We start from the raw sequence: 17,045 nt of genomic DNA, 5'->3' as shown, positions 1-17,045 counted from the left end.
CTTAGAACCATCCCCGCCAGCTACCCACGAAAACCGTCAGCAGCAACAGCAGCCCGACAATCATCGCGAACGCGTAGTGATACAGAAAACCCGACTGCCCGCCGCGCAGCGCCGCTGCCAATCGGCCGACCGTACGGGCCGTACCGTTGACCAGAACGCCATCGATGACGCCCTGATCACCGCCCCGCCATAGCGCCCGCCCCAGCAGACGCCCGCCGCCGGCGAAGCCGGCATTATAGAGGTCATCGAACCCATATTTGCGCTGCAGGACACGGACGACCCAGGACAGCCGGGTATTGATCGCGGGGAGCAGCCCCGGTCGCATGATGTAGAGGAACCACGCCGTGACCGCACCAGCCACAGTCAACCAGAACGCGGGGTTAACGGCGGCATGCAGACCGAACGCGAACGGGCCATGGAAGCTCTCCGCCTTTTCGGCCAGAACATCATTGGCAGGCGTGACCTGTATGGCATTGCCAAAGAAATCACCAAAGAGCATTGGCTCGATGGTGAAATAGCCAAGCACGACCGACGGGATCGCCAGCACCACGAGCGGCCACTCCATGACTGGCAGAACATAGCGCGGGAGGTGTTGCATATGCGCTTTGGCATGGGGATCGATCCGCTCCTCGCCCCAGAAAACCAGAAAGTAGAGCCGAAAGCTGTAGAGCGCGGTGATGAACACGCCTGACAGGACCGCCCAGTAAGCGAAATCGGCGCCGGCCCGATCGGCAAGATGGACAGCCTCGATAATCGCGTCCTTGGAGTAGTAACCCGAGAAAAACGGCGTTCCCACGAGCGCCAGCGTCCCCAGCAGCATCGTGATGTGGGTGACCGGCAGATAGCGCCGTAGATTGCCCATGCGGCGCATATCCTGCTCGTGATGGAGCGCCACGATCACCGCACCGGCACCGAGGAACAGCAGCGCCTTGAAAAAAGCGTGCGTCATGACATGGAACACGCCCGCGGCATAGGCGGAGGCACCAAGCCCGACAAACATGTAACCAAGCTGTGAGAGCGTCGAGTACGCGATCACGCGTTTGATATCGGTCTGCACCAGCCCCACCAGCCCCATGAACAGCGCGGTCACCGCGCCGAGTATCAGCACGACCGAAAGGGCTGCTTCAGAGAGCCCGAACAGCGGTGAGAGCCGGGCGACGAGAAAGACACCCGCGGTCACCATCGTAGCGGCGTGGATCAGCGCGGAGATCGGCGTCGGGCCTTCCATTGAGTCGGGCAGCCAGACATGAAGCGGGACCTGCGCCGATTTACCCATCGCGCCGATGAACATCAGGATCGCCACCACGGTGGCCACAAGCGCCTCATTACCGAACAGATGCATGGTCTGCTCAGGCGCCGAGGCGGCTGCCGTGAACACGGCTGAGTAATCAAGACTGCCGTAATAGGCCAGCACCGCGGCGATACCGAGCAGGAAGCCGAAATCACCGACACGGTTGACCAGGAACGCCTTGAGATTGGCGAAGATTGCCGTTTCCTTGTGATACCAGAATCCGATCAGGAGATAGGAGACGAGGCCGACGGCTTCCCAGCCGAAGAACAGCTGGAGGAAATTATTCGCCATGACGAGGGTGAGCATGGCAAACGTGAACAGATTGATGTAGCTGAAAAACCGTTGGTAGCCGGGATCGTCATACATGTAGCCGATCGTGTAGACATGGACCGCGAACGAGACGGACGTAACGATCACCATCATCAATGCGGTCAGGCGATCGACGAGAAAACCGACCTCCAGGTTCAGGCTACCGACCAGCGCCCATTGATAGATTGTCTCGTTGAACACGGCGGCACCCCCCCAGACATGCTGGTAGAGCACGATCAGGGAGAGCAGTGCGGACAGGCCAACGGCACCCACGGTCACCCGATGGGCATTGACCCACCCGATTCGGCCACCGGCCAACCCGGCAACGACAGCCCCGAGCAGAGGCGCAAGCACGATAATCAGATAGAGCGACTTCATTGCCTAACCCCGCATGCTGTCCAGATCGGCGACGTTGATGGTGTCCCGGTTGCGGAACAGCACCACGAGAATCGCCAGCCCGATCGCCGACTCGGCCGCAGCAACCGTGAGGATGAAGAACACGAATACCTGTCCGTGAATATCACCGAGGAAGTGCGAAAAGGCGATGAAGTTGAAGTTGACAGCGAGCAGGATCAGCTCGATCGACATCAGCAGTACAATGGCGTTCTTCCGGTTAAGGAAGATGCCCGCCATGCCAATTGAAAACAGCAATGCGCTGAGGACCAGATAGTCGGAAAGCGCTAACATGTGTGCCCCGGTTGTTGTTATGAGTCGGTGTCGCGTTCGCTTCGCATACGCACCATCCGCAGCCGGTCGGATTTCTGCGTGCGGACCTGCGAGGAGATATCCTGATGTTTCGTGTCGCCACGTCGGCGATGGGTGAGCATGATTGCGGCAATGATCGCGAGGAGCAACACCAGCGCTGCAAGCTCGAACGGATACACGTAGACCGTGTACAGGACGCTGCCAAGCAATCGGATATTGTTGCTCTCAGCCGCTGTCGCGGCCGCCTCCGGCACCCCCTCTCCAATATCGACCACGCCGGCGCCAATGACGAGCAGCATCTGGAGGAGCATGACCAGTCCCACCAGTGCGCCAATGGGCAGATAACGGGCAAATCCCTCGCGCAGGATCGATAGATTGATATCGAGCATCATGACCACGAACAGGAACAGCACCATGACAGCGCCCACGTAGACGAGCACCAGGGCGATACCAAGGAACTCCGCTTCGACCAGTAGCCATAGCGCGGCGCTACTGAAGAACGCCAGCACCAGCGACAGCGCGGAGTGAACCGGGTTACGCGCGGTCACGACCAGCGTAGCCGCGAGCAGCAGCACCGCTGCAAAGAAATAGAATATGCCTTTTTCTATCACGTCGTGCCCCGACCCCCCTGAGGCTTACCGGTATGGTGCGTCCGCTGCGCGATCTTCGAACAGCTGAGCCTCATATTTATCGCCAACCGCGAGCAGATCTTCCTTGTGCATGATCTGCTCACCGCGCTCTTCAAAATGATATTCGTGAAGCCGCGTCTCGACGATGGAATCGACCGGGCATGACTCTTCGCAGAAGCCACAGTAAATGCACTTGAAAAGGTCGATATCGTAACGAGTCGTGCGCCGCGTGCCGTCCTCACGCTCCTCGGAATCGATCGTAATGGCGAGCGCCGGGCATACCGCCTCGCAAAGCTTACAGGCGATGCACCGCTCTTCACCATTGGGATAGCGACGCAGCGCATGAAGCCCGCGGAAGCGCGGTGACTTCGGCGCCTTCTCCTCAGGATACTCGAGCGTGTACTTGGCCTCGAAGAGGTTCCGGCCGGTCAGCCGCATCCCCTTCAACAGCTCGGTGAGCATGAAAGTCCCGAAGAATTCCCTGACTGACTGCATTTCTGACTACCTACCTATGAAAACCATGGGCCGACTTCACCCAGACTGAGCCCTGCCACCACGATCAGCCACACCACCGTGACCGGTATGAGCACCTTCCAGCCCAGCCGCATGATCTGGTCATAGCGATACCGCGGGAATGTTCCCCTGAACCAGATGTAGAGGAACAGGAACAGACAGACCTTGAGCAGGAACCAGACCAGACCCGGCACCCAGCTGAAAAGCGGTCCCAGTAACGGCAGCCCGTCGAATGGTGAGTACCAGCCACCGAGGAACATGATCGCCGCCAGACCCGATATCAGAATCATGTTCGCATATTCGGCAAGGAAAAAGATTGCGAATGCCATGCCCGAATACTCGACATGGAAGCCGGCGACGATTTCCGACTCACCCTCGGCGACGTCGAATGGCAGGCGGTTGGTCTCCGCCACGCCCGAGATCCAGTAGACAATGAAGAGAGGCAGAAGGGGTAACCAGAACCAGTTCCAGATCGGCCCTTCCTGGGCGCGGATGATATCGCCCATATTCAGGCTGCCGGCCGCCATCAGGACGCCGACCAGCGCAAAGCCCATTGCAATCTCGTAGGAGACCACCTGCGCACCCGCCCGTAGCGCCCCGAGGAGCGCGTATTTCGAGTTGGACGCCCAGCCGGCAAGGATGATCCCGTACACGCCCATGGAGGTCATCGCGAGGACATAGAGCAGCCCCGCATTGACGTCGGCGATGACCATCCCTTCTGACAGCGGCAGCACCGCCCACGCGGCCAGCGCCGGCATGATCGAGAGCATCGGCGCGAGCACGAACAGGAAGCGGTTGGCGTTCTGTGGTAACACCACCTCTTTCATGAGCAGCTTGAGCGCATCCGCGAAGGGTTGCAAAAGCCCGTGCCAACCGACTCTGTTGGGACCCCGCCGCAGCTGCATGGAGCTGATGACCTTGCGCTCGGCATAGGTCATGTAGGCAACGGCCAGGAACAGCGGCACGATCAGCGCCACGATCTTGGCCGTAATCCAGCTGAGCTCGATGAGTGCGTTCATTCGCCGGCTCCGGCTGCGGCCACCTCAATCGGCCCCATCAGCGCACCCAGGCCTTCACTTCCCTCAACACCCGCTGGTATCCAGACGCTGCCAACGGGAATGTCATCACTGACCGACAGCGGTAGCGTCCGCCGGTCGCCGCCCTGCTGGACTGCGACCGTATCCGCCGACGCGACCCCCAGCCGCCGGGCATCCGCCGGATTCAGGACCGCCGACGCGGCCGCCGCATGGTCGGTCTGCTGAAGGGATTCAGCATGACGCGTGAGCGCGTCGACTCCGAACATGGCGGGATAACCAATCCGGGTCAGACCATCGACCGCCGGTGCACTGGCCGTCACCGCCACTGATGGCCGCGCCACACCCGATCCTGCCGCCAGCGCCTGCACCTCGCGATGAATCTCATCGGGGGCCTGGTACTCGAACCCGTCGAGCTCGAGGACGTTGGCCAGAACCCGTAGCAACCGCCATGCCGGACGCGCGTCACCCTGTGGGTAACCAACGCCCGCGAAGGTCTGCCAGCGCCCCTCGGCATTGATCAGCGTGCCCGCCGTCTCGCCCAGTGTGGCCACCGGAAGCAGCACATCCGCATGAGCCCGCAGGGCCGGCGAATCATAGGCCGACATGGCGACCAGCGTCTCGCTGGCAGCCAGCGCCTGGATCGCTTCGGCACCGTCGAAGAAATCGTGTTCCGGCTCGACGTTGAGCAACACATAGCCCGATCGCGGCGAGGACAGCATCGCCGCCCGATCCAGGCCATTGGTGGCCTGACCATCGGCGCGACGATTGGGGACCGCACCCGCGAGCCAGCCACCCGCGGTGTTCGCACCCGGTGTCAGCTCGCCATAATCGGCACCCGTCAGACGCGCGATGACACCGGCGAGATAGCGCAACTCGGCTCCAGCCGGATGGCTGTCGGCCAGTCCGCCCAGAAGCAGTGCGCGACGCCCGTCACCCACGAGCGCACTGGCGATCCGCTCCGCCTGCTCATCCGGCGCGCGCGCTCCAAGCCACTGATCGAGGTCTTCCGGCTCATCAATCCGCTTGTGGCGGGCCACCGCCCGTGCCACCGCCGCAAGGGCGACCGGCATCTCCGTCGACGGCACGACATGCTCCACACCGAGTGGGATATTCCAGTCGAAGGCGCGGGGATTCAGGGCCATCACATCCCCGCCGGCACGCGCCGCCTTGCGCAGTCGATGATTGATCAACGGCTGCTCGTGACGTGGATAACCACCGATGATGAGTGCCGCGTCAAGTGTTTCCAGATCGGCGACCGCCGTCTCCAGTCCGGCAAAGCCTGCATGCTCCACACCGTCGCGGAAATCGGCGCGCCGCAGCCGGCAGTCAATGTTGTGACTGCCGAGCGCACGGGTGAGCTGTGCGAGAAGATACATTTCCTCAAGCGTCGAGGACGGCGAGACCAGCGAGCCGAGTGCCTCGCCGCCATGCCGCCCGACGACATCACGCAGCGCATTGGCGGCCGCTTCGATCGCTGTCTGCCAGTCGACGCTCTGCCACTCCCCGTTTTCCCGGATCTGGGGCTCGGTCAGGCGCTGCTCGCTGTAGATACCCTCGTACGAAAACCGGTCACGATCGCTGATCCAGCACTCGTTGACCGACTCGTTGTCACGGGGGACGACGCGCTTGACGGTACCGCGGACCTGATGGAGATCGATATTCGAGCCAAGACAGTCATGCGGCGCGATGCTGGCGTGGCTGAGCATCTCCCAGGCACGCGCGGTGTATCGATAGGGCTGGGAGGTAAGTGCCCCCACCGGGCAGAGATCGATGATATTCCCGGAGAGCTCCGAGTGAACGCCGGTGCCCACCAGTGTTCCGATCTCGGTGTGCTCGCCGCGGTACATCGCACCGAGCTCAGAGGTGCCGGCGATCTCGTCGAGGAAACGGACACAGCGCGTGCAGTGGATGCAGCGCGTCATCTCCGTAGCGATCAATGGCCCCAGATCCTCGTCCTCGACCACGCGCTTGCGCTCCGAGAACCGTGACACACTCCGGCCGTAGCCGAGCGCCAGATCCTGCAGCTCACACTCTCCGCCCTGATCACAGATCGGGCAGTCGAGTGGGTGATTGATGAGCAGAAACTCCATGACCCCGCGCTGGGCCTTCAGGGCCCGCTCAGAGGTCGTCTGCACGACCATGCCATCCGCCACGGTGGTGATGCAGGCTGGCAGCGGTTTCGGTGCCGGCCGACCGTTCATCTCGATATCGACCAGGCACATCCGGCAGTTCGCCGGCGCCGAGAGCTTGCTGTGATAGCAAAAGCGCGGGATATCAATCCCGTGCTCATCGGCCACCGAGATCAGCGATGCGCCCTTGGGTGCCTCGATCGACTGCCCATCGATGGTGAGACTGACCGTCTCCGGGTTCTGTGTCTTGACTTCTGCGCTCATGCGGCGGCCTCGACGATGGATCGCTTGTGCTCGATGTAGTGCTCGAATTCATGACGCCAGTGTTTGAGCACGCCCTGAACCGGCCAGGCCGACGCCTCACCAAAGGCGCAGATCGTATGCCCGGCGATCTGACCAGCCGCGGAGTCCAGCAGCTCGAGATCCTCCGGGCGCCCGTTGCCCTCATAGATCCGCTTGATGACCCGATACATCCAGCCAGTGCCTTCGCGACATGGCGTACACTGCCCGCAGGATTCGGCGTAGTAGAAGCGGCTGATGCAGAGTAGCGCCCGAACCATGTCCGTGGTCTCGTCCATCACAACGACACCGCCTGACCCGAGTGCTGAACCGGCTTCCATCAGCGCGTCGTAGTCCATGGTCAGATCCATCATCTGGTCACCGGGGATCATCGGCATCGACGAGCCACCGGGAATCACCGCCTTGAGGCGACGTCCCTTCCACACGCCGCCGGCCATCTCCAGCAGATCACGGAATGGCGTGCCCAGCGGAACCTCGAAGTTACCCGGCTTCTCCACATGGCCTGATACGGAAAATATCTTCACGCCCCCATTGTTGGGCTTACCGAGCTCGAGGAACCAGTCAGCGCCATTGCGGATGATCGCGGGGACCGAGGCGATGGTCTCGGTGTTGTTGATGGTCGTCGGGCGTCCGTAGATACCCGACTGCGCGGGGAATGGCGGCTTGTTGCGCGGCATCCCCTTCTTGCCCTCGATCGATTCCATCAGGGCCGACTCTTCACCGCAGATGTAAGCCCCGGCGCCGACATAGTTGTAGACCTCGAAGCTGACTCCGGACCCCATGATGTCGCGGCCCAGATAGCCCGCCTCACGGGCCTCGCGGACGGCCTGCTCCATACGCACGTTGGGCTCTTTGATGAACTCGCCGCGCATGTAGTTGTAGCCAATCTCCGCACCCATGGCATAACCCGCGATGATCATCCCCTCGATCAGGGCGTGGGGGTTGTAGCGCAGGATGTCACGATCCTTGCAGGTACCGGGCTCGGACTCGTCCGAATTGACCAGCAGGTATTTCGCGCCCGGGGCATTGCGGGGCATGAAGCTCCATTTGATGCCCGCCGGAAATCCAGCGCCTCCGCGCCCGCGCAGGTTGGCCGACTTCACCGTTTCGATGATGTCTTCCTGACTCATCCCGTCGCGAAGCACCTTCTCAAGCGCCTGATAGCCACCGACTGCCCGGTAGCTCTCGAGCGTCCAGGGCTCGTCGAATTGCAGTGTCGTGTAGCAGACGTTGGTCATGACTACTCCAGGTCGTCGAGAATTCGGTCGATTTTCTCCGGGGTCAGATCGGTGTGAAAAGCCTCGTCCACGAGCATCATGGGCGCGCCCCGGCAGGCAGCCAGACACTCCTCCTCGCGCTTGAGCGTGATGCGGCCATCACTCGTCGTTTCACCCAGACTGATGCCCAGCTTTTTCTCCACATACTCGACAATCTCGTCCGACCCCCGAAGCATGCACGAAATGTTGGTACATATATTGACCCGGTGACGGCCACCAGGTTCGACCTCAAACATCCCGTAGAATGTCGCCACCTCGTAGACCCGTGCCGGCGGCATACCCAGGTGGTCTGCGACAGCGTCCATTCGTGCCCGCGACAGCCAACCGCTGTTGTGCTGCACGATATGCAGGGCAGGGATCACTGCCGACCGGCGGCCTGCCGGCGTATCCGGAAACTGCCCGGCCCAGCGCTCGATCTCCTCGCGCTCGGCATCCGTCAGCCCGGTCTCGATCGACTCTTCGGTACTGCTCACCGATCCACCTCTCCGAAAACGATATCCATAGTCCCCATGACGGTCACCACATCCGCCAGCATATGGCCACTCACCATCTCATCCATCGCGGACATGTGGGCAAAGCCGGGCGCGCGCAGTTTGAGCCGATAGGGTTTATTGGCGCCGTCGGACACGATATAGGCGCCAAACTCGCCCTTGGGCGCTTCGACGGAGGCATAAACCTCGCCGGCGGGCGTGCAGTACCCCTCGGTGAAGAGCTTGAAGTGATGAATGAGTGACTCCATGTCGTCTTTCATCTCTTCACGGCTGGGCGGGACGACCTTGTGGTCCCCCAGGATCACCGGCCCCTCATTGCGGCGCAGCCAATCCGAACATTGACGGATGATCCGCACTGACTGGCGCAGCTCCTCCATCCGGACCAGATAGCGGTCGTAACAGTCGCCATTGGTCCCGACCGGAATCTCGAAATCCATGCGGTCATAGACCTCGTAGGGCTGCTTGCGGCGCAGGTCCCATTCAACGCCCGAACCGCGCAGCATCGGCCCGGTAAAGCCGAGTTGCAGGGCCCGCTCGGGGGACACCACGGCGACATCGACCAGGCGCTGCTTCCAGATGCGATTATCCGTCAGCAGGGTTTCAAGCTCGTCGATCGTCCCCGAGAAACGGTCACAGAACGCATCGATGAAATCGAGCATGCTGCCCTGCCGGTCAGCATTCATGCGCTTGAGATCCTTCTCGCTGCGGTACTCAGAATCCCGGTACTTGGGCATACGGTCGGGGAGATCACGATAGACACCGCCCGGCCGGTAATACGTGGCGTGCATGCGCGTTCCGCTGACCGCCTCATAGAGGTCCATCAGCTCCTCACGCTCCTTGAAGGCGTAGAGGAAGACGGTCATCGCACCGACGTCGAGCCCATGGGCGCCGATCCAGAGCAGGTGATTGAGAATGCGCGTAATCTCGTCGAACATCACACGGATGTACTGCGCCCGCTCCGGCGGCCTGATGCCGAGGAGCTTTTCGATGGCCAGTACGTAGGCGTGCTCGTTGCACATCATCGACACGTAGTCGAGCCGGTCCATGTAACCGATGCTCTGATTGAACGGCTTGGTCTCGGCGAGCTTTTCCGTTGCCCGATGGAGCAACCCAATATGGGGATCGGCGTGCCGCACGACCTCACCATCCATCTCCAGCACCAGGCGCAGAACGCCATGCGCCGCCGGATGCTGTGGACCGAAGTTGACGGTATAGCTACTGATCTCAGGCATCGGATGCCTCCTGCTTGGAGGGGTCGGCGTAGCGGTTATCGTCCCGGATCACTCTTGGCACCAGCACCCGCGGCTCGATGGAGACCGGCTCATAGACCACCCGACCCCGATTTTCGTCGTACCGTACTTCGACATTGCCGATCAGCGGGAAATCCTTGCGGAACGGATGACCGACGAATCCGTAATCGGTGAGGATGCGACGCAGGTCCGGATGACCGTTGAAAATAATCCCGAACAGATCAAACGACTCGCGCTCCTGCCAGTTTGCCGAAGCCCACAGGGGTACGATCGAATCCAGCATTGGCAGATCGTCATCCGCGGCAAAACAGCGCACGCGCAGGCGGTGGTTATATTCGACCGACAGAAGGTGGTAGACCGCGGCAAAGCGTCGTCCGGTGCTCTCCTGCACCGGCTGTATCCCATAGATGCCAGTCAGACCCAGCCGACCGGTACTGAAGCCATCAACGCCGCGACTGAAGCCGGTGCTGGTGGCATCTTCCGTGATCCACTCATCCTGCCCATAGGCGGCATAATCGACGCCCGCAATATCTAGCAGCTGGCTGAAAGCGAGCGAGGAATCGTCACGCAGACGCTGCATGGCCGCGTACAGATTGGATGGCGCAACTTCGACCTCGGCCTCGCCATACTCACAGCGGCTCGCAACCACCCATTCGCCGAGCGACGCCCGCGCTCTGTCGAGAACCTTTTCCGCCGTCGAAGCCATGGCGTCTCTCCCTAGCGTGCAATCGTATTGGTGCGGTGGATCTTGTTCTGCAGCTGCACCACTCCATAGAGCAGGGCTTCAGCGGTCGGGGGACACCCCGGCACGTAGATGTCCACCGGTACAATCCGGTCACAGCCCCGCGTGACTGAGTACGAGTAGTGGTAATAACCGCCGCCGTTCGCGCAGGACCCCATGGAGATGACCCATTTCGGGTCAGGCATCTGATCGTAGACACGCCGAAGGGCGGGCGCCATCTTGTTGACCAGCGTCCCGGCGACGATCATCACGTCCGACTGGCGCGGTGAAGGCCGGAAGATCAACCCAAGGCGATCCATGTCGTAGCGCGCCGCTCCAGCGTGCATCATTTCCACCGCACAACAGGCCAGACCGAAGGTCATCGGCCAGAGCGAGCCTGTCCGGGCCCAGTTGATGAGCTTGTCGGCGGACGTCGTTACAAAGCCCTTATCGAGAGCACCTTCTATTCCCATTCCAGAGCCCCCTTCTTCCATTCGTAGAGGAAACCGACCAGCAGAACGCCGATGAATATCGCCATCGCCCCGTAGCCGAACAACCCGATCTCATCGAGCACGATGGCCCAGGGGAAGAGAAAAGCGATCTCCAGGTCAAAGATAATGAACAGTATCGCGACGAGGTAATAGCGCACGTCAAACTGCATGCGCGAATCCTCGAACGCCTCGAACCCGCATTCGTAGGGCGACAGCTTGTCGTGGTCAGGCCGCCTGGGTGCGAGGATAAAGCCTGCGGCGAGCGGCACGATGCCAATCCCCATGGCGATCGCGATAAAAACGAGGACAGGCAGATAGCTCTCGATCATAGGCGTATGCCACCTTTCAGTCGGAGAACGTGGGTAGGACCTAGATGGTGCGGATGGCCGGACTCGAACCGGCACGGCTTGCGCCACTGCCCCCTCAAGACAGCGTGTCTACCTTTTCCACCACATCCGCGGCACAGTGGCCTTTCAACACGGGAAATACTACCAGCGCAGCCGTCTTCCGGCAATGCGCGATGCCTGACCGCGCTGGTGTGAGGACACCTGTCGGTTCAGTCCGGCGCCGGCGCTGGCGCGGATGCGTCACCCGACTCATCAGCGGCGCCGCTCGAAGGCGCAGGCGCACTGTCCGTGACCGTCGGCGCTTCCGAGTCCGAACCGTCGACCACGCTCCCACCGCTGCTGAACGTGCCAGCCATGATGGCGAGTGTCAGGCTGGTCGCGAAAAACCCGACCCCGAGGATACCGGTCAACCGCCCGAGAAATGAGGCGGCGCCGCGCGCGCCGAACACGGTATTGGAGGCGCCACTGCCAAAGGCCGCGCCCGCATCCGCGCCCTTGCCGTGCTGCAGCAGGACAACGCCAATCAACACCAGTGCGAGTCCGAGATGGATCGCCAGAACAATCGTGTACATCAGTCAATCGATTCCGTTTTTCTACGGGGGTCAGCCCCGCGCTGCCGCGGCACAGATGGCCACGAAATCATCCGGTTTAAGCGACGCGCCGCCGATGAGGCCACCGTCAATGTCTGGCTCAGCCAGCAGCTCTGCTGCATTGGCGGCCTTCATGCTGCCACCGTAGAGGAGCTGCATCCGCTCCGCCAGCAACGAATCACGCAAGGCGAGCGTCTGGCGGATGAACGCGTGCATCGCCTGGGCCTGCTGCGCTGTCGCCGTGTGCCCGGTGCCGATCGCCCAGACCGGTTCGTAGGCAATCACCCCATTACCGAGACCGACTTCGGCATCAAGCCGGTCGATCACACCATGGAGCTGGTTCGCTACCACGGCCTCAGTCCGATCCGCCTCGCGCTCCGCCAGCGTCTCACCGACACAGAGGATCGGCCGCAGGCCGTGTGCGAGTGCCTCGGCATAGCGGGCGGCGATCAGCGCCTCGTCCTCGCCGTAATACTGCCGCCGCTCCGAGTGCCCAAGGATGACATAGCCAACACCCAGATCAGCAAGCATCGACGCCGATACTTCGCCCGTCCGTGCGCCCGTTGGTGCATCGGCACAGTTCTGGGCGCCCAGCGCCACGCGGTTGCCCAATACCGCCCGAACCAGAGGCAAGTGGACGAACGGTGGGCACACCACCGTTTCCACGCCCTCAGTTGCCTGCACCCCGTCGCTGACGGCCTCGGCCAGCGTCCGTGCGTCGGCGCTCAGACCGTTCATCTTCCAGTTACCGGCGATCAGCGGCGTCCGCATCACAATCCCCTGTTCAAAAACCCCGGAGGTTACTCATGGAGCGACGGGGAATCAATTCGCCTCGGCGTCCGCGTGATTGGGTGCCCCGCAGAACGCCTCGACCTCCGCGGCCAGGGCCTGCGCCTGCGCCCGCACCTGATCGGCATCCTCACCCTCCACCATGACCCGTAGCACCGGCTCGGTCCCGGAAGGTCGCAACAGCACGCGCCCGCGCTCACCCAGTTGCGTTTCAAGGGTCTCGACGGCAGCCGTGATGCGGCTGTCGCGCATCGGCCGACTGGCGCGGGCGATGGGGACGTTGATCATGTGCTGCGGCATCCGCGTCATACCCGCCGCCAGTTCAGCGAGCGGTCGACCGGCGGCAATGGCCGCACTGAGAACCTGCAACGCAGAAACGGTACCGTCGCCAGTGGTCGTCCGATCAAGGCAGACGATATGGCCGGAGGACTCACCGCCGAGCACGCCCTGCTCGGCCAGGAGCATCTCCAGGACGTAACGATCGCCGACCCGCGCCCGGTGGAAAGCGACGCCCATGGACTGCAGCGCCTGCTCGAGACCGAGATTGCTCATCTGTGTTCCGACCACTGGGCCGGCCAGCGTGCCCTGGGCGGAGCGGCTGCGGGCGATGATCCACAGCAGCTGATCCCCATCGAGGACCTCACCGCGGTGGTCGACCATAATGACCCGATCGCCATCGCCATCCAGCGCGATTCCGGCGTCGGCATTGTGCTCGATCACCGCCTGCTGGAGTCCGCGAGGCTGCGTCGACCCACAACCGACATTGATGTTCAGGCCATCAGGCTGCGTACCACGCTTGATGACCGTGGCGCCGAGCTCCTCGAATACCGCAGGTGCGACCTGGTAGGCCGCCCCATTCGCGCAATCCACGACAAGTCTGCAGCCACGGAGGTCGACCCCGGCCGGGAGGGATGCCTTACAGAACTCGATGTAACGCCCCGGGGCGTCCATCAGTCGGGTCGCCTTGCCGAGCGCGGCGGAATCGACCGTTTCAAGCGGTCGGTCGATGTTTGCCTCAATAGCCTTTTCGGCCTCGTCATCGAGCTTGAATCCGTCGCCGGAGAAGAACTTGATGCCGTTGTCATGATGGCTGTTGTGCGAGGCACTGATCACGATGCCTGCACTGGCCCCCAGCGTGCGCGTCAGATAAGCGATCCCGGGTGTCGGCATCGGACCGAGCAGGCGGATATCGATACCGGCGGCGGACAGTCCGGACTCAAGCGCCGACTCGAACATATAGTTCGACAGCCGGGTATCCTTTCCAATCAGGACCTCGCCCGAGCCCTCGCGCTGACTGATCATCCGACCCGCCGCCCAGCCGAGCTTGAGCATGAAATCCGCGGTGATTGGTGGCTCACCGACCCGCCCGCGGATCCCGTCCGTTCCGAAGTATCGCCGCGTCATCAATCACTCCCGCCCTGCGCCCGGACATATTCCATCAAATTGACCGCATCAACGGTTTCCGCGACATCGTGGGCGCGCACGATTGCCGCCCCCTTCCAACTGGCCAATGCCGCCGCGGCAATACTGCCGGCGAGCCGGTCGGGCAATGCCCGCCCCAGCACTCGGCCCACCAGTGACTTGCGGGATAGGCCGGTCAGCACCGGGAAACCGAGTTCACCAATCGCCGGCAATTCCGCCAATAGCTTCGCATTATGCGGATCGCGCTTGCCAAACCCAAAACCGGGATCGACCAACAGCTTACCCGCTGGGATACCTGCCTCCTGGGCAGCAGTGAGTCGTTCCTGGAGAAAAGCACGAACCTCGGCGACCACATCGTCGTAGACAGGGTTGTCCTGCATGGTGGCCGGCGTCCCCTGCATGTGCATCAGACACACGGGTAATCCTGTGTCCCGCGCCGCTTCCAGCGCGCCGGGCCGGCGCAGCGCCATGACATCATTGATCAGCCCAGCCCCCGCCCTGGCAGACGCCGCCATCACCGCCGGTTTGGAGGTGTCCACGGACAGTGGCAGATCGACGCTGTCGTTCAGCGCCTCGATCACCGGAATGACCCGGTCAAGCTCTGCCTGAATGGAGACGCCAGTGGAACCGGGCCGGGTGGATTCGCCGCCGATATCGATAATGGCGGCCCCGGCGGCCTGCATGGCCTGCGCATGCTCGATGGCCGCCGATGCCCCAACGAAACGACCCCCGTCCGAGAAGGAATCGGGGGTGACATTAAGAACGCCCATCACCTGGGGGCGGTGCAATGACAGCATCCGCCCCCCGCAGTCGAGACTGGACTCCATCGGTGACTAGTGCTCGCTCGCGGGTTTACCCACCCCAGCGCTGTCGTCCGCGGCTTCATCGCCACTGGCATCTGCGGCTCCGCCACTGGCGGGCGTGCTGGTCGGTCCGCCACTTTCCTTGGGAGGCCGTGGCGGCCGGCCATTCATGATGTCATCGATCTGGGCACGATCGATGGTTTCATATTTCATCAATGCATCGGCCATGGCATGCAGCGTGTCGCTGTTTTCCTTGAGCACGCGCGTCGCCTCCGCGTAGTTCTCCTCGACGATCCGGCGGACCTCTTCGTCGATGGAATGCGCGGTCTCATCGGAAATGTTCTTCTGCCCCATCGGCAGACCCATGGCGTTGTTGCTTTCATCCTCGCCATAAGCGAGCGGCCCCATCTTATTGGACAGCCCCCACTTGGTGACCATGTTGCGGGCGATTTCCGTGACCCGTTCGATGTCGTTCTGGGCACCAGTGGTGACCCGCTCGGCCCCGAAGATGAGCTCCTCGGCAATACGGCCGCCAAACAGCCCACAGATGGAGCTGTTGAGCCGCTGCTTGGTGTAGCTGTAGCGATCCTCCTCGGGCAGGAACATCGTCACGCCAAGGGCACGCCCGCGCGGGATGATGGTCACCTTATGCACTGGATCGTGATCCGGCACGTTGAGCCCGACGATGGCATGCCCCGCCTCGTGGTACGCGGTGAGACGCTTTTCGTCTTCCGTCATGACCATCGATTTGCGCTCGGCACCCATCAGGATCTTATCCTTCGCGTCCTCGAAGTCGTTCTGGTCGACGACACGCTTATTGCGGCGAGCGGCAAACAGCGCCGCCTCGTTAACGAGGTTGGCCAGATCAGCGCCCGAGAAACCGGGACAGCCGCGGGCAATGGTGCGGGCATTCACATCAGCGTCTAGCGGCGTCTTATTCATGTGCACGCTCAGGATCTGTTCGCGACCGCGAACATCCGGCAGCGGCACGACGACCTGGCGGTCAAAGCGTCCGGGACGAAGCAGTGCCGGATCGAGCACGTCAGGCCGGTTGGTGGCGGCGATGACGATAACGCCCTCATTACCCTCGAAGCCATCCATCTCGACGAGCATCTGGTTGAGCGTCTGTTCGCGCTCGTCATTACCACCGCCCATGCCGGCACCACGCTGGCGACCGACCGCATCGAGCTCATCGATGAAGATGATGCAGGGCGCCTGCTTTTTAGCCTGCTCAAACATGTCGCGCACCCGCGAGGCGCCGACACCCACGAACATCTCTACGAAATCGGAGCCAGAGATGCTGAAGAACGGGACCTTCGCCTCGCCGGCGATCGCCTTCGCGAGCAATGTCTTACCCGTGCCCGGTGGCCCCACCATCATGACGCCGCGGGGAATATTGCCGCCGAGCCGCTGGAACTTGGACGGGTCGCTGAGGAACTCCACCAGCTCGACCACATCCTGCTTGGCCTCCTCGACGCCGGCGACGTCCTTGAACGTCACCTTAACCTGCTCCTCAGACATCATCTTCGCCCGGCTCTTGCCGAACGACATGGCACCGCGGCCGCCACCGCCGCCCTGCATCTGCCGCATGAAGTAGATCCACACGCCGATAAGGAGGAGGAAGGGGAACCATGAGATCAGGATCTGCAGCAGCATGCTCTGACCTTCCGGCTCTTCAGCGCGGATATTCACCCCGCTGTCCATGAGCTGGCCGACCAGCGCGCTGTTATCGGTCTCGGGGTTATAGGTCGTGAAGTTGGACCCATCCGAGCGCGTTCCACGAACGACCGGCCCTTTCATCGTGACCGAGTCGACCCGATCATTCTCGACCTCAGTGAGGAACTGAGAATACGGAACTTCCTGAGCGGTCGTGCCCTGATTCTGGAAATTGCTGAAGACGGACATCAGCACAACGGCGATGACCACCCAGAGGAGCAAATTCTTTGCCATG

General features: G+C 62.1%; 17 protein-coding genes and 1 tRNA gene. All 18 read right to left on the bottom strand.

The window, feature by feature from the left end; genetic code table 11:
* Nucleotide 1: 1 nt before the first annotated feature.
* The 18 genes from nuoL to ftsH all read right to left on the bottom strand — a co-directional run bounded on the left by nuoL (nucleotide 2) and on the right by ftsH (nucleotide 17,044).
* Nucleotides 2–1,978 (bottom strand): NADH-quinone oxidoreductase subunit L, encoded by a 1,977-nt coding sequence (gene nuoL / locus SPICUR_RS03245; RefSeq protein WP_023366005.1) that lies wholly within the window; start codon nucleotides 1,976–1,978, stop codon nucleotides 2–4.
* A gap of 3 nt (nucleotides 1,979–1,981) precedes the next feature.
* On the bottom strand, nucleotides 1,982–2,287 hold the full coding sequence (nuoK, locus tag SPICUR_RS03240; RefSeq protein ID WP_023366003.1) for an NADH-quinone oxidoreductase subunit NuoK: 306 nt from the start codon (nucleotides 2,285–2,287) through the stop codon (nucleotides 1,982–1,984).
* 17 nt (nucleotides 2,288–2,304) lie between these two features.
* Nucleotides 2,305–2,916, bottom strand: coding sequence for an NADH-quinone oxidoreductase subunit J (locus tag SPICUR_RS03235; RefSeq protein WP_418064542.1), 612 nt, complete (start codon nucleotides 2,914–2,916; stop codon nucleotides 2,305–2,307).
* 24 nt (nucleotides 2,917–2,940) lie between these two features.
* Complete coding sequence (nuoI, locus tag SPICUR_RS03230; protein WP_023365999.1) at nucleotides 2,941–3,429, bottom strand: NADH-quinone oxidoreductase subunit NuoI; 489 nt, start codon at nucleotides 3,427–3,429, stop codon at nucleotides 2,941–2,943.
* A 14-nt stretch (nucleotides 3,430–3,443) separates the two neighbouring features.
* Nucleotides 3,444–4,466: an NADH-quinone oxidoreductase subunit NuoH gene (gene nuoH, locus SPICUR_RS03225; RefSeq protein ID WP_023365997.1), complete on the bottom strand. Its 1,023-nt coding sequence runs from the start codon at nucleotides 4,464–4,466 to the stop codon at nucleotides 3,444–3,446.
* Nucleotides 4,463–6,877, bottom strand: a complete 2,415-nt coding sequence (gene nuoG / locus SPICUR_RS03220; protein WP_023365995.1) for an NADH-quinone oxidoreductase subunit NuoG — start codon at nucleotides 6,875–6,877, stop codon at nucleotides 4,463–4,465. Before nuoG ends, nuoH begins: the two co-directional genes overlap by 4 nt.
* Nucleotides 6,874–8,151, bottom strand: a complete 1,278-nt coding sequence (nuoF, locus tag SPICUR_RS03215; protein WP_023365993.1) for an NADH-quinone oxidoreductase subunit NuoF — start codon at nucleotides 8,149–8,151, stop codon at nucleotides 6,874–6,876. The genes nuoG and nuoF overlap by 4 nt, the downstream gene beginning before the upstream one ends.
* Nucleotides 8,152–8,153: 2 nt before the next feature.
* Entirely contained in the window at nucleotides 8,154–8,663 is a 510-nt protein-coding gene (gene nuoE / locus SPICUR_RS03210) for an NADH-quinone oxidoreductase subunit NuoE (RefSeq protein WP_023365991.1), read from the bottom strand.
* Nucleotides 8,660–9,913: an NADH-quinone oxidoreductase subunit D gene (locus SPICUR_RS03205; RefSeq protein WP_023365989.1), complete on the bottom strand. Its 1,254-nt coding sequence runs from the start codon at nucleotides 9,911–9,913 to the stop codon at nucleotides 8,660–8,662. Before SPICUR_RS03205 ends, nuoE begins: the two co-directional genes overlap by 4 nt.
* A complete protein-coding gene (locus tag SPICUR_RS03200; protein WP_023365987.1) occupies nucleotides 9,906–10,637 on the bottom strand; it encodes an NADH-quinone oxidoreductase subunit C in 732 nt (243 codons plus the stop codon). The genes SPICUR_RS03205 and SPICUR_RS03200 overlap by 8 nt, the downstream gene beginning before the upstream one ends.
* An 11-nt stretch (nucleotides 10,638–10,648) precedes the next feature.
* Nucleotides 10,649–11,125: a NuoB/complex I 20 kDa subunit family protein gene (locus SPICUR_RS03195; protein ID WP_023365985.1), complete on the bottom strand. Its 477-nt coding sequence runs from the start codon at nucleotides 11,123–11,125 to the stop codon at nucleotides 10,649–10,651.
* A complete protein-coding gene (locus tag SPICUR_RS03190; RefSeq protein ID WP_023365983.1) occupies nucleotides 11,116–11,472 on the bottom strand; it encodes an NADH-quinone oxidoreductase subunit A in 357 nt (118 codons plus the stop codon). The genes SPICUR_RS03195 and SPICUR_RS03190 overlap by 10 nt, the downstream gene beginning before the upstream one ends.
* A gap of 45 nt (nucleotides 11,473–11,517) precedes the next feature.
* Nucleotides 11,518–11,602, bottom strand: a tRNA-Leu gene (locus SPICUR_RS03185).
* 97 nt (nucleotides 11,603–11,699) lie between these two features.
* Nucleotides 11,700–12,062: a preprotein translocase subunit SecG gene (gene secG / locus SPICUR_RS03180; protein WP_023365981.1), complete on the bottom strand. Its 363-nt coding sequence runs from the start codon at nucleotides 12,060–12,062 to the stop codon at nucleotides 11,700–11,702.
* A 30-nt stretch (nucleotides 12,063–12,092) separates the two neighbouring features.
* Entirely contained in the window at nucleotides 12,093–12,851 is a 759-nt protein-coding gene (gene tpiA / locus SPICUR_RS03175; RefSeq protein WP_023365979.1) for a triose-phosphate isomerase, read from the bottom strand.
* 51 nt (nucleotides 12,852–12,902) lie between these two features.
* Nucleotides 12,903–14,273, bottom strand: a complete 1,371-nt coding sequence (gene glmM / locus SPICUR_RS03170; RefSeq protein WP_023365977.1) for a phosphoglucosamine mutase — start codon at nucleotides 14,271–14,273, stop codon at nucleotides 12,903–12,905.
* Nucleotides 14,273–15,088, bottom strand: coding sequence for a dihydropteroate synthase (gene folP / locus SPICUR_RS03165; RefSeq protein WP_023365975.1), 816 nt, complete (start codon nucleotides 15,086–15,088; stop codon nucleotides 14,273–14,275). Before folP ends, glmM begins: the two co-directional genes overlap by 1 nt.
* 36 nt (nucleotides 15,089–15,124) lie before the next feature.
* A complete protein-coding gene (gene ftsH / locus SPICUR_RS03160) occupies nucleotides 15,125–17,044 on the bottom strand; it encodes an ATP-dependent zinc metalloprotease FtsH (RefSeq protein WP_023365973.1) in 1,920 nt (639 codons plus the stop codon).
* Nucleotide 17,045: the final 1 nt, after the last annotated feature.

Origin of the sequence: Spiribacter curvatus (assembly GCF_000485905.1) — a bacterium.
In the GTDB taxonomy this organism is placed as follows: Bacteria; Pseudomonadota; Gammaproteobacteria; order Nitrococcales; family Nitrococcaceae; genus Spiribacter; species Spiribacter curvatus.
Note: the sequence above shows the minus strand (reverse complement) of the source record. Positions and strands in the feature narration are given on the sequence as shown.

Excerpts from the sequence above, each read along its gene's own strand:
- SPICUR_RS03200 (WP_023365987.1), bottom strand. The coding sequence starts at position 10,637 with ATGGCTTCGACGGCGGAAAAGGTTCTCGACAGAGCGCGGGCGTCGCTC.
- ftsH (WP_023365973.1), bottom strand. The coding sequence starts at position 17,044 with ATGGCAAAGAATTTGCTCCTCTGGGTGGTCATCGCCGTTGTGCTGATG.
- SPICUR_RS03190 (WP_023365983.1), bottom strand. The coding sequence starts at position 11,472 with ATGATCGAGAGCTATCTGCCTGTCCTCGTTTTTATCGCGATCGCCATG.
- nuoI (WP_023365999.1), bottom strand. The coding sequence starts at position 3,429 with ATGCAGTCAGTCAGGGAATTCTTCGGGACTTTCATGCTCACCGAGCTG.
- nuoH (WP_023365997.1), bottom strand. The coding sequence starts at position 4,466 with ATGAACGCACTCATCGAGCTCAGCTGGATTACGGCCAAGATCGTGGCG.
- nuoG (WP_023365995.1), bottom strand. The coding sequence starts at position 6,877 with ATGAGCGCAGAAGTCAAGACACAGAACCCGGAGACGGTCAGTCTCACC.
- folP (WP_023365975.1), bottom strand. The coding sequence starts at position 15,088 with ATGCTGTCATTGCACCGCCCCCAGGTGATGGGCGTTCTTAATGTCACC.
- nuoF (WP_023365993.1), bottom strand. The coding sequence starts at position 8,151 with ATGACCAACGTCTGCTACACGACACTGCAATTCGACGAGCCCTGGACG.
- SPICUR_RS03195 (WP_023365985.1), bottom strand. The coding sequence starts at position 11,125 with ATGGGAATAGAAGGTGCTCTCGATAAGGGCTTTGTAACGACGTCCGCC.
- secG (WP_023365981.1), bottom strand. The coding sequence starts at position 12,062 with ATGTACACGATTGTTCTGGCGATCCATCTCGGACTCGCACTGGTGTTG.
- nuoL (WP_023366005.1), bottom strand. The coding sequence starts at position 1,978 with ATGAAGTCGCTCTATCTGATTATCGTGCTTGCGCCTCTGCTCGGGGCT.
- SPICUR_RS03205 (WP_023365989.1), bottom strand. The coding sequence starts at position 9,913 with ATGCCTGAGATCAGTAGCTATACCGTCAACTTCGGTCCACAGCATCCG.
- glmM (WP_023365977.1), bottom strand. The coding sequence starts at position 14,273 with ATGACGCGGCGATACTTCGGAACGGACGGGATCCGCGGGCGGGTCGGT.
- tpiA (WP_023365979.1), bottom strand. The coding sequence starts at position 12,851 with ATGCGGACGCCGCTGATCGCCGGTAACTGGAAGATGAACGGTCTGAGC.
- nuoK (WP_023366003.1), bottom strand. The coding sequence starts at position 2,287 with ATGTTAGCGCTTTCCGACTATCTGGTCCTCAGCGCATTGCTGTTTTCA.